Source organism: Bradyrhizobium sp. BR 1432, from assembly GCF_051547705.1.
Classification (GTDB): Bacteria; Pseudomonadota; Alphaproteobacteria; order Rhizobiales; family Xanthobacteraceae; genus Bradyrhizobium; species Bradyrhizobium zhanjiangense.
Genome location: NZ_JBPUGF010000004.1, coordinates 678057 through 690394 on the forward strand (window position 1 = coordinate 678057; position 12338 = coordinate 690394).

8 protein-coding genes and 2 pseudogenes are annotated in these 12338 nt (G+C 64.7%); 2 read left to right on the forward strand and 8 right to left on the reverse strand.

Annotation, left to right across the window (positions count from 1 at the left end; all coding sequences use genetic code 11):
• Positions 1-2: 2 nt before the first annotated feature.
• From ACSKB8_RS44180 to ACSKB8_RS44215, 8 genes and pseudogenes are all read right to left on the reverse strand, one after another.
• A pseudogene (locus ACSKB8_RS44180) lies at positions 3-1251 on the reverse strand (class I SAM-dependent RNA methyltransferase).
• Positions 1244-1978, reverse strand: coding sequence for a TlyA family RNA methyltransferase (locus tag ACSKB8_RS44185; RefSeq protein ID WP_370984963.1), 735 nt, complete (start codon positions 1976-1978; stop codon positions 1244-1246). The pseudogene ACSKB8_RS44180 and the gene ACSKB8_RS44185 overlap by 8 nt, the downstream one beginning before the upstream one ends.
• Before the next feature lie 28 nt (positions 1979-2006).
• Positions 2007-2561: a nucleoside 2-deoxyribosyltransferase gene (locus ACSKB8_RS44190; RefSeq protein ID WP_438111715.1), complete on the reverse strand. Its 555-nt coding sequence runs from the start codon at positions 2559-2561 to the stop codon at positions 2007-2009.
• Positions 2562-2747: 186 nt separating this feature from the next.
• On the reverse strand, positions 2748-4676 hold the full coding sequence (gene dxs, locus ACSKB8_RS44195; protein ID WP_130220925.1) for a 1-deoxy-D-xylulose-5-phosphate synthase: 1929 nt from the start codon (positions 4674-4676) through the stop codon (positions 2748-2750).
• Positions 4677-5284: 608 nt separating this feature from the next.
• On the reverse strand, positions 5285-5536 hold the full coding sequence (locus ACSKB8_RS44200) for an exodeoxyribonuclease VII small subunit (protein WP_008551229.1): 252 nt from the start codon (positions 5534-5536) through the stop codon (positions 5285-5287).
• 73 nt (positions 5537-5609) lie between these two features.
• Positions 5610-6540, reverse strand: a pseudogene (locus ACSKB8_RS44205) (histone deacetylase family protein).
• Between the two features lie 134 nt (positions 6541-6674).
• A complete protein-coding gene (locus ACSKB8_RS44210) occupies positions 6675-8336 on the reverse strand; it encodes a bifunctional metallophosphatase/5'-nucleotidase (protein WP_438111716.1) in 1662 nt (553 codons plus the stop codon).
• A 261-nt stretch (positions 8337-8597) separates the two neighbouring features.
• Positions 8598-9356, reverse strand: coding sequence for an enoyl-CoA hydratase-related protein (locus ACSKB8_RS44215; protein ID WP_438111717.1), 759 nt, complete (start codon positions 9354-9356; stop codon positions 8598-8600).
• Between the two features lie 263 nt (positions 9357-9619).
• Between ACSKB8_RS44215 and ACSKB8_RS44220 the strand changes: the two genes are divergently transcribed.
• The gene (locus ACSKB8_RS44220) at positions 9620-11242 is read left to right on the forward strand and encodes an MFS transporter (protein WP_438111718.1); all 1623 of its coding nucleotides are present in this window, start codon (positions 9620-9622) and stop codon (positions 11240-11242) included.
• Positions 11149-12264, forward strand: coding sequence for an IS4 family transposase (locus tag ACSKB8_RS44225; protein WP_438111797.1), 1116 nt, complete (start codon positions 11149-11151; stop codon positions 12262-12264). Before ACSKB8_RS44220 ends, ACSKB8_RS44225 begins: the two co-directional genes overlap by 94 nt.
• Positions 12265-12338: the final 74 nt, after the last annotated feature.

Here is a 12338-nt window from a genome sequence, read left to right on the forward strand (position 1 = left end):
CGTCACCGGCTGAACCGCGCCACCAGCTCCACATGCGGCGTGTGCCGGAACTGGTCGACCGGCACCACCGCCTCCAGCCGATAGCCGCCGTCGATGAGCAGTCGCGCATCACGGGCGAAGGTCGCGGCGTTGCAGGACACGGCGACCACGACGGGCACCTTGCTTGCGGCAAGCTTCAGCGCCTGAGCTTGGGCGCCCTGGCGCGGCGGGTCGAATACCACCGCGTCGAAGTCGCGCAGTTCCTGCGGCACTACGGGACGGCGGAACAGGTCGCGCGGCTGGGCTTTGATCGGCTTCAGGCCGGGCGTGCGCGCCGCTTTCGCCAGCGCTGCGATCGCGCCGGCGTCGCTGTCATAGGCGGTCACGCGGGCCTTCTCGGCCAGCCTCAGCGCGAACGGGCCGACGCCGCAGAAGAGGTCGACAATTTCCTTGGCCTTGCCGACGCGCTCGGCGACGAGCGCGGCCAGCGTCTCTTCGCCTGCGACGGTCGCCTGCAAGAATGAGCCCGGCGGCAGCGTCACCTCAGCGCGGCCCATCCTGACCGTCGGCGGCAGGCGCTGCAGCACCAGTTCGCCATGCCGCGTCAGTCGCGCCAGGCGGTGCTGCTCGGCGACGCGGGACAGCGCCGTCACCAGTGGCGTCGGCAGCGGGCCGGAGCCGCGCACATCGACATCGAGGCCGTTGGTGGTGGCGGTGACCTGGATATCGAGCGGCTTCGTCACCGGCATCTTGGTCGTCAGCGGTTCGGCCAGCGCCCAGGCGGCGTCTATCGCGCCGGCGAGCGCGGGATCGAGGATGGGACAGCGATGGATTGGAATGACGTCGTGCGAACTCGTCGCGGAGAAGCCGACCTTGAGAACGTCATGCGTGCCGAAGCGGCCGTGCAGCGTGATGCGCCTGCGCCCGGCGCCGTGCGCATCGACCAGCGGTGCCACCTCGCAATCGACGCCAGCCTGCGCCAGCGTTTCGACCACGATGCCGCGCTTCCAGGCGTGATAGGGTTCGCTCGCCCAATGCTGGATGGCGCAGCCGCCGCAGACGCCGAAATGCGGGCAGAACGGTTCGATGCGCTCGGGGCTTGCGACGTCGACCGCGAGCAGCTTGCGGCGGTCAGGATGGTGGCCCGCGACGTGATCGACCTCGACGGTCTCGCCGCCAAGCGTATAGGGCACATACGATCGCTGCGCCGGCGTCCAGGCAGACGCCGTCGCCGCGATGGCCGACATGATCAATCGTCAGGCGCTCAACCACGGCGCGCGCCCAGGAAAAATTCGATGTTGCCGTCGCCGCCCGTGATCGGTGAGGGGAATATCTCGATGTCGGTGCAGCCGAGCGAAGCGGCAAAGGCCGCGATGTCGTCACAGATCTCCTGGTGCACGGCGGCGTCGCGGATGATGCCCTTCTTGTTGTGCTTTCGCTCCGCCTCGAATTGCGGCTTGATCAGCGCCAGCAGGCTCATGGGTGCCGCCGCCAGCGACAACGCCACCGGCAGCACCGCCTTGAGCGAGATGAAGCTGACGTCGATGACGACAATATCGGGCCGCGCCGGCAGACGTTTGCCTTCGTAGGACCTTATATCGGTCTCCTCCATCGACACGATCTTGGGATGATCGCGCAGCGAGGGATGCAATTGGCTGGTGCCGACGTCGATGGCGAACACCAGGCTTGCCCCGTTCGCCAGCAGCACCTCGGTGAAGCCGCCGGTGGAGGCGCCGACATCGAGGCAGACATGGTCCTCGATTTCAATCGGGTAATGCTCGAGCGCGCCGGCGAGCTTGACGCCGCCGCGAGAGACATAGGGATGCGCCGGCTCGGCCTGGATCACCGCGTCCTCGGCGATCGTCTCGGACGGTTTCGAAACCGGCTTGTCGTCGGCCGTGACGAGGCCGGCCTCGATCGCCGCGCGCGCCCGTGCCCGGCTCTCGAACAGGCCGCGCTCAACCAGCAATACATCCGCGCGCTTGCGGGCAGGGGGCATCACGCTCTCATGGGCACGACTGAAGTGCTTATGTAGCGATCAATCGCGCGGCCGCCATCCGGACGCAAGCCTCGAACGCGGCGAGATCGTGCCAGACATCGACCGGCATCTGCGCCGGTGTCACCAGCGGGCAGCCGTGCAGTTCCAGCGCGTGGATCATCATGAGGTTGTCGACGAGACCGAAATCCTCGACCGTCAGCCCCTGCGCATCGACCAGCCGTCCGTCCTCGGAGGCGACGTCCATGAAACGGCCGACGCGGTCGGCATAGACGGCGCCGTCATTGGAATAGGCGAGGCAGAACTTACGCCGCCCGGCCATGTAGCCGAGCTCGTAGACGGTACCGGGATCGGCGCCGGCGCCCCGGAAGGGGGTGAGGTTCGCAATGATGGCGTCGGCCTTGTCCATCATCGCCTCGTTGCCGCAAAAGATCTGCCGCGAGACATCGGGCGCGGTGAGGTCGATCGCGTTGTCGAGGGGATAAAGGCCGGTAAGGCCATGAGCCGTGCAGATATCGACCTTGCGGCGGCCGATCTCTACCGCGTCCGGCAGGAACACGTCGGGGCCTGCCAGATAGATCTTCATGGAGTCAGAACCGGAAAATTAGGGTCGAGGAGCAAGCCACCGCGTGCGGTCTGCTCCCTCCCCCGCTTGCGGGGGAGGGTTGGGGAGAGGGTATCTCGGCAATCGAGAACCCCCAAGAGGAGAAAGCCCTCACCCGGATCGCTTTCGCGATCCGACCTCTCCCGCGCGCGGGAGAGGTGAAACCCATCAAGCCAGCTTGACCGTCTCGGCCTTGACGTCCTTGCCGAGCGCTTCAAACACCTTGGCGACGATGCCCTTGGCGTCGAGACCGGCGCGGGCGTACATCGCGGCGGGCGTGTCGTGATCCTGGAACACGTCGGGCAGCACCATTGAGCGGAACTTGACCATGCCGCTGTCCAGCACGCCCTGATCGGTCAGGAACTGCGCGACATGCGAGCCGAACCCGCCGACCGAGCCTTCCTCGATCGTGATCAGGATCTCGTGGTCGCGGGCGAGCTTGAGCACCAGCTCGGTGTCGAGCGGCTTCATGAAGCGCGCGTCCGCAATCGAGGTCGACAGGCCGTGGGCTGCGAGCTCGTCGGCCGCCTTCTCGCATTCGGCGAGGCGCGTGCCGAAGGAGAGCAGGGCGATCTTGCTGCCCTGGCGGATCATGCGGCCCTTGCCGATTTCGAGCGGAATGCCAACCTCGGGCATGTCGATGCCGCGGCCTTCGCCGCGCGGATAGCGCAGCGAACTCGGACGGTCGTCGATCGCGACCTGGGTCGCCACCATGTGCACGAGCTCGGCTTCATCCGCCGCCGCCATGATCACCATGTTCGGCAGGCAGCCGAGATAGGCGTTGTCGAACGAGCCCGCATGGGTCGCGCCGTCGGCGCCGACCAGGCCGGCGCGGTCGATGGCGAAGCGGACGGGCAGGTTCTGGATCGCGACGTCATGCACGATCTGGTCATAGCCGCGCTGCAGGAAGGTCGAGTAGATCGCGCAGAACGGCTTGTAGCCTTCGGTCGCAAGACCGGCGGCGAAGGTCACCGCGTGCTGCTCGGCGATGCCGACGTCGAAGGTGCGGTCGGGGAACGCCTTGTTGAAGATGTCGACGCCGGTGCCCGACGGCATGGCCGCGGTGATAGCGACGATCTTGTCGTCCTTCTGCGCTTCCTTGACGAGGCTCTGGCCGAACACGTTCTGGTAGGCCGGCGCGTTCGGCTTGGCCTTGGCCTGGGTGCCGGTGGCGACATCGAACTTGACCACCGCATGATACTTGTCGGCGGACGCTTCCGCCGGGCCGTAGCCCTTGCCCTTCTGGGTCACGACGTGGACCAGGATCGGGCCTTCCTCCATGTCGCGCACGTTCTTCAGCACGGGCAGGAGGTGGTCGAGATTGTGGCCGTCGATCGGGCCGACATAGTAGAAGCCGAGCTCCTCGAACAGCGTGCCGCCATCCATCATGAAGCCGCGGGAGTATTCTTCGACGCGGTTGGCGCGGTTGGCGAGGATCTTGGGCAGGCGCTTGTTGATCTGCTTGGCCGCATCGCGCAGCGTGCGATAGGTCTTGCCGGAGTAGAGCCGCGACAGATAGGCGCTCATGGCGCCGACCGGCGGCGCGATCGACATGTCGTTGTCGTTGAGGATCACGATCAGGCGCGAGTTCATCGCTCCCGCATTGTTCATGGCCTCGTAGGCCATGCCCGCCGACATCGCGCCGTCACCGATCACGGCGATAACGTTGTTCTTGCCGCCGGAGAGGTCGCGCGCCACGGCCATGCCGAGGCCGGCCGAGATCGAGGTCGAGGAATGCGCGGCGCCGAACGGATCGTAGTCACTCTCGCTGCGCTTGGTGAAGCCGGACAGGCCGCCGCCGGTGCGCAGCGTGCGGATGCGGTCGCGCCGGCCGGTGAGGATCTTGTGCGGATAGGCCTGATGGCCGACGTCCCAGATCAGCCGGTCGCGCGGCGTGTCGAAGACGTAATGGATCGCGGTGGTGAGCTCGACCACGCCGAGACCCGCGCCGAAGTGACCGCCGGTCACCGAGACAGCATCGATGGTCTCCTGCCGCAGCTCGTCGGCGACTTGGCGAACCTGCTCGATCTTGAGCTTGCGCAGGTCTTCCGGCGTCCGGATGGTGTCGAGAAGCGGCGTTTTACTGTATGCGTTCACGGCCATTTCCAATTTGTCAGCGCCGGAAGGTTCCGGTGCGCGATGGGTTTGCTCAATATCGGCGCAGCGCGAGTCCTCAAACCGTCGGAGCCACCTGCATGGGGCCAGGCCCCGTCTTCAAGCTTAGGTAAGCTTAAGTGCGCTCCGGTTCAGTCTCTGTGATCCCTGTCACTTAGATCGGCTTCGCCCGTCCCAGCCAATTTCATCAGCAGTTTGAAGCGCTTGTCGTCGGTAATCGTTGCCCACGCAAGGCTTACAAAAAGCCACACTCCGCGCAGCTTTACACCAAAGCTTGGGCCAAAGCCAACCCGCCGGGCCGATTGGGGGTATGCAGGTGCAACCGGCGGGCCGGCTTGGTTAACTGCGGCCCGTGACGGGGGGTTCCGGGCTCGTCCGGTTTCTTGGCGGACTTTTTTGCCAGAATCAGATCTTTTTCGTCCCTCGGAAGGCCTCAATCCGGAACGACCCCGACCAGCTCCCCACCCATGGAACCGTCACGCTTCATGGGACGGCGCCGTGCGATCATGAAAAATGCAGCTGGCAGCGCTCCCTGTGTGCCCTGTTAAAGGGACAAGCGCGGTCAGAAACCGAAGGGGGGGGAACTTGGCTTACTGGACGTCGAGCGGTGCGGTGCCGGTGGCCTGGCCGCTGGCGTCGGTGGTGATCTTGTCGACGCGGGCCTCGGCCTGGCGCAGCAGGTCCTCGCAGCGGCGCTTCAGGGCCTCGCCGCGCTCATAGATCGTCACGGATTCCTCGAGCGGCACCTTGCCGTCTTCGAGCCGCTTCACGATCGTTTCGAGTTCCTCGATCGCGCGCTCGAAGGTGAGCCTGGAGACGTCGATTTGGGTATTTTCGGCCATATCCGTTTCCGATTGCCCGATTCGCTTCACATGAGCAAAAGCAGAATTTTGCGGGCTTAATGTGGCGGGTTCGTCACGCGCCCATCAGGGCGCCGACATGCGCCGTAACAGATTCTTTCAGCCCTTGCAGGTCATAGCCGCCCTCGAGCACCGAAACAATGCGGCCCCCTGCGCTCTTGTCGGCGAGGTCCATCAGCTTGCGCGTCACCCAGGCATAGTCCTCGGCGCGCAGGTTCAGCGAGGCCAGCGGGTCGCGATAATGCGCGTCGAAACCGGCGGAGATGATGAGGAGCTCGGGGCTGAATTTTTCCAGCTGCGGCAGGATCAGATTCTCGAACGCGTTGCGGAATTCCGGCCCGCCGTCCTCGGACGCGAGCGGCGCATTGACGATGGTGTCGTGGTCGCCGCGCTCGCTCTTGGCGCCGGTGCCCGGAAACAGCGGCATCTGGTGGCGTCGAGCAGTACATCACGGTCGGGTCCGACCAGAAGATGTCCTGCGTGCCGTTGCCGTGATGCACGTCGAAATCGACGATGGCCGCGCGTTTGATGCCGTATTTGCGCTGCGCATGGCGCGCCGCGATTGCGACATTGTCGAAGAAGCAGAAGCCCATCGGCTTGCCGATCTCGGCGTGATGTCCGGGCGGGCGCACCGCGACGAAGGCGTTGCGATGCTCGCCCGCCATCACCGCTTCGGTGGCCGCGACCGCGCCGCCGACGCCGCGCATCACCGCTTCCCAGGTGCCCGGCGACATCGAGGTGTCGCCATCGAGATAGACTTGGCCGCTGGTCGGCGCGATGTGGCGCAGCTCGGTGACGTAGTGCTCGTTGTGGCACAGCGTGACGAGATCGAGATCGCCCTCCGGCGCCTGGTCGCGCGCCAGAAACTGGAAACGCTCGTGCGACAGCGCTTCCTCCACCGCGCGCAGACGATCCGGCCTCTCAGGATGTCCCGGCGGCGTGACGTGGTCGAGGCAGGCCTTGTGGGAGAGAAGGAGCGTGCTCATCAGGTCGGCCTCACAGAAAACGGCTCTTGACGTCGCTTGGCGCATCCGGCGCCAAAACGCAATGCAAAACCCAATCTCAGGCGTTTGGACGGCAATGGCAAAGGGTCGTCCCGCGCCGGCCCGTTTGATCCGGATCAATTCACCCGCAGGATGCGGGTGGGCGGTAGCGGACCGATCGGCCCATGCGCCCGGAAGAACGCGAACAGCGCGTCGGCGTCGTAGCCGCCATATTGCGGCGCCGAGCCCTGTTTGGCGACGGTAAAGCCGTCGCCGCCGACGGCGAGGTAATCATTGAGGGTGACGCGGTAGCCGCTTCCAGCTTCGATCGGCCTGCCGCTGAGCGTCATCTTCTCCGGCATTACGCGCTCGCCGAATGGTTTCGCCGCGTCCCAGGCATAGCTGAATCCGTTCGACACCTGCAGGATCCGCGGCCGCTTCGGGTCGAGCCATTGTTGTTCCAGCAAGTCCTTGAGCTGGCGGCCTGTGAGCGTCATGGTGACGAGGCGGTTGCGGAACGGCTGGCTGGCGAAGACGTCGCCAAACGTTATCGCGCCGTTCTCCTTCGGAACGATGTCGGTGCGGATGCCGCCGGGATTGGTGAGCGCGATGACGGCGCCGCCGTCCTTGGCATCGCGGGTTGCAAGCAATTGCGCATCCGCAATGACGTCGCCGAGCGCGCTTTCGCCGGCCTCGTTCGGAATGCGCGACAGCGTCTGCGTCACCGATCCGGCCGGCCGGTTGGCGATCGGCGCCGACAGCTTGTCGTAGGCTTCGATCAATGCGGTCTGCTCGGCATCCTTGGCCAGCGAGGCATTGGCGACGATGACGTTCTCGGCCCTGGCGCTGACGATGTCGCGGCTTGCGGGATCGAGCTTGAGGTCGATCGCGGTGACCAGCGTGCCGAATTTGTCGCCGCTGGTGACGAGCCGTCCATCGATATCGCAGACATAGGCGCGATGGGTGTGACCGCTGACGACGACGTCGACGGCGCGGTCGAACTTCTTGACGATGTCGACGATCGGGCCCGAGATGCCGGGACATTCGTTGTAGTCGCCGGCAGGCTCGCCGCCTTCGTGGATCAGCACCACGATCGCTTCCACCCCGCGCGCCTTCAATTGCGGCACGAGCGCATTCACCGTCTCGGCTTCGTCGCGGAATTCGAGACCGGCGATGCCGGCGGGCGAGACGATGCCGGCGGTGCCTTTCAACGTCAGTCCGATGAAGCCGACGGAGATGCCGTCGAACTCCCTGATCTCAAACGGCGGCAGCACGCTTTTGCCGGTCGCGGTCTCGATTGTGGAGGCTGCGAGGTAATGGAATTTGGCGCCCGTGAAGGGATGCGGCCCCTGGCAGCCGTCGACCGGATGGCAGCCGCCGTTCTGCATCCGCAAGAGCTCGGTCTTGCCCTCGTCGAATTCGTGATTGCCGACCGAGGTGATCGCAAGACCCATCATCGACAGCGACTCGATCGAAGGCTCGTCGTGAAACATCGCCGACAGGAACGGGCTCGCGCCGATCAGGTCGCCGGCGGCGACGAAGATCGTGTTCCTGTGTCCTTCGCGCAGCTGCTTCACCAGCGTCGCCATGTATTCGGCGCCACCGGCCGCCACCATCACCTTCTTGGCTCTATCCTCGGGATCTCCGATGCGAATGCCGCCCGGCGGCGGGCGCAGATTGCCGTGGAAATCGTTGATCGCAAGAATGCGCAGATCGACCGGCGCGGCGGTCTGGGCCGAGGCGGGGAGGGCAAAGGTAAGGGCGAGCGCGAAGGCGGTCAGGCGGAGAAGATGTCGCATGGAACCAGATTAGACGTTCGGCGCGAAGATTTCACGAAACCTTCTGTTGCATGCGGCGACTGCCGCGCACTCCCACCCGCCCCTTGAGGGGGCGGTGTCGCATGAAATGCGAACCGGGGCGGGGTGACAGACCATCCTGGCAGAAGGTGCCAGAAATTCTCGCGCATACGGGCGGGAGTTTTTGTGCGGCCCACCCCACCCCGCCCGCGCTTCGCGCGAGCGACCCTCCCCCTCCAGGGGAGGGTGGCAGCAGAGCGCTCCCTACCGCTTCTTCCGGTTCGCAAACGCATTGAACGCCGCCACCGCTTCGTCGGACTGCAGCCGCTCGCCGAACAGATGGCCTTCCTGGTCGATGCGGCGGGTGAGCTCCTCGGGCGGAGCGCGCAGCAGTCGGCGCGAGGTCGCGACCGCCTCGGCCGGCAAGCGGCAGATCTCGCGCGCCACCTTGCGCGCCTCGACCTCGGTGTGTCCCGGCGAGACCACGGTGTTGACGAAGCCTGCGGCGTGCGCCTCCGCGGCGGAAAAAGTCCGCCCCATCACCAGCATCGCGAAGGCGCGCTGGTAGCCCATCGTGTTCGGCATCAGCAGGCTGGCCGCGCCGACTGGTACGAGCCCGAGATGGATATAGGGTGCGGAGAAGGTCGCAGCGTTCGAGGCGAGCACATAGTCGCAGTGGAACAGCATCACGGTGCCCATGCCGATCGAGGCGCCGTCCACGGCCGCGATGATCGGCTTGGCATTGAGGGCGAGCGAATAGAGAAACTTGGCGCCATTCGACAGCATCTCGGGGTGCGAGGCGTCGGCCTTCAGGAAATCCTCGATGTCGTCGCCGGCGGTGAACACACCGGAGCCGCCGGTGATGATCATGCAGCGAATGTCGGAGTTGTTCTGCGCGGTGTCGATTGCGTGACTCATCTCCCGGTACATGTCCTGCGTGATCGCGTTCTTCTTGCTTGGACGACGCAGGGTGATCACGCGCGTTCCAAGCTCTTCGGTGACGACGATATTGCCATTCGGCATGAGAGCCCCCTGCGGTCGCCGCGGCGCTTGCCTTTGGCATGAACTCACGAAACGTCAGCCTACATCATCTTGCAGGCGTGCCAATGCGCTGGCTCAAGCTTTTCGATGCCGATCTTGTGACGCAGGTACATGGCGCCCGCAGCATCGGTGGGATCTCGCTATTGCGCGTTGCAACAAATGGCTACAATGTTTCAATTGAATAACCGCTGGTTGTGGGGCACGATCGTACCTTGCACCGTTTGCTTTGACCGATTGCTCGATTGATGATTGCCAAAACTGGTGTCGACGAATCCTCGCTGCACTACCGCGGCTGGCGTGTGGTGCTGGCCTGCTTCCTGATGGCCTTCTTCATGTTCGGCTTCGGCCTCTACGGCCAAGGCGTCTATCTCGCCGAGCTGCAGCGCGCCCATGGCTGGCCGGGCACGCTGGTCTCCGCGGCCAGCACCTTCTCGTTCCTCCTGACCTCCGTCCTCGTCATCTTCACCGACGATCTGCTCGCCCGCATCGGGCTGCGCAGGCTGATCCTGTGCGGCCTGTCGGCGCTGGGCGCGTCGACCGTGCTGCTGGCGCTGATGCAGACGCCCTGGCAGCTCTATCTCGCCTATGCGCTGATGTCGGTCGGCTGGACCGGTATGGGCACCGTGGTGATCGCGACCGTGCTGAACTCCTGGTTCGAGCGGCGCCGCGGGCTCGCGCTCAGCCTCGCCTTCAATGGTGCGACATGCGGCGGCATCGTCCTCGTCCCGCTGCTGCTGTCGCTGACCGGCAGCATCGGCTTCCGTTTCGCGATGCTGGTGGTCACGTTTGCAATGGTGCTGCTGGTGCTGCCGGTCGTCGTGACGTTCATCGCTTGGCCCGCCGGGACCTCGCCGGCATCGGCCGGACGTCCGTCCAGTGGCGATGCGGTCGCACCCAGCCAGTCGCGCAAGGCGCTGCTCGCCAACGCGGCGTTCTGGACCATGGTGCTGCCGATCGCGATCGCGCTGCTGGCGCAGATGGGCTTTATCATCCATCAGGTGACGTTCCTCGAGCCGCTGATCGGGCGCGCCAGCGCGGGCCTCGCCGTCACTCTCATGGCGGCGATGGCGGTGGTCGGCCGCCTGTCGCTCGGCCTGTTCGTCGACCGGCTCGATCCGCGGCTCGCCTGCGCGGCGTCGATGACGAGCCAGGCCGCGGCTCTCTTCGTGCTGCTCCAAAGCACGAGTCCGACCGTGCTGCTGGCCTGCTGCGCCGTCTACGGCTTCTCGATCGGCAACATGATCACGTTCCCGCCGCTGATCATCCAGCGCGAGATCGGCGCTGCCGCCTTCGCGGCCGCGATGGGGCTCGGCACCTCGATCAGCGGCATCGTCAGCGCCTTCGGCCCCGGCATCGTCGGCCTGGTGCGGAGCTTCACCGGCAACTACACGACGGCGTTCGCGCTGTGTGTGGTGCTCGATCTCGTCGCGGCCGCAATCGTGCTGTGGCGGCCGGGGGAAGGGCTGAGGTTGCAGCTTCGTAGCCTGGAGCGCGGCGCAATCCCTCGTGTGTGGTACGCTCGTCCCACACATTCGGTGTCATCGCCCGACTTGATCGGGCGATCCAGTACCCAGTGGCGTCAGTCGTTTATCGAGAAGCCGCGGCGTACTGGATTCCCCGCATTCGCGCAGGGCTGTCCGGGGAATGATTCACTGTGTCGCGGAGCATGCCCGGGTTTTCCCGGCTTGAAGCAGGTACTTTCTGGTTGTCGAGACTCAGAAAGGGGCCGGGCATGCGGTTTAGCGATAGCATTTTTGGAAGGCTGCTTGAACCGATCAATCGGCGGCAGTTTCAGACGACTGTGGATCGTTTGGATGGCGATGCCTACGACAAGACGTTCGACAGCTGGGATCATCTTGTCGCATTGATATTCTCCCAGCTCAGTGGCGTCGACAGCTTGCGTGCCCTTGAGGCGATCTGGAACGCCAATTCGCATCATCACTACCATCTTGGTGTCGGCAAATTGGCGCGCTCGACGCTTGCGGATGCCAATGCCCGACGGCCGGTCAGTATCTTCGCAGAAGTCTTTGAGCGATTGTCTGGGCATGCCGACCGAGCGCTGAAGCGGGAGGGTGCCGAGATGCTGCGGCTGATCGATGCGACGCCGGTGCCGCTGGATCAACTCAGCACCTGGGCCGGTTGGAACGGACGTACCCGTGGTCTCAAGCTTCACGTGGTTTACGATCCCGGCTCGGATCATCCGCGCCGTCTGGCGATCACGCCGTCGACGGTCAATGACGTCACACCAGCCCAGCAATTCCCGATCGAGGCCGGCGCCACCTATGTGTTCGACAAGGCCTATTGCAGTTATGCCTGGTGGACACGGCTTCACGACGCGGGCGCCTGCTTCGTCACCCGCCAGAAGAAGAATTTGCGCTTCAGAGCTACACGCTGGCGGAAGCTGCGGAAACAAAAGGGGAAGGGCTTTAAAATCATCGACGATGCTGAGGTAAAGCTCCTCAGCAGCTCCAAACTTGCTGTTCCGATGCGCCGCATACGCCTCAAACGCGATGACGGTACAAAACTGACCCTCATCACCAACGATCTGAAGCGTTCGGCCATCGAAATCGCTGCGCTTTACAAAACACGCTGGCAGATCGAGCTGTTGTTCCGCTGGATCAAGCAGCACCTCAAGCTTCGCAAATTTCTCGGCCGCTCCGAGAACGCGGTCCGTCTGCAAATCCTCGCCGCCATGATCGCCTATCTGCTGCTGCGGATCGCCGCACGCGAAAGTCGTCTAATCATGCCGGCTATCCGCTTCGCAGGTCTTGTCGCCGCGTCGCTGTTCGCACGAAAACCAATCGCCGACATCGACCGACCTCCCAAGGTGAACCCATCCGCTGCCCGCGACAGAAGCTCCCCCGACCAGATCAGCTTCTGTTATGCATAGAATTCCCCGGACAGCCCTGCGCATTCGCGGGGAATGACAGCGGAGGATGAAGGCGCGGTAGCGATGACGGGCAG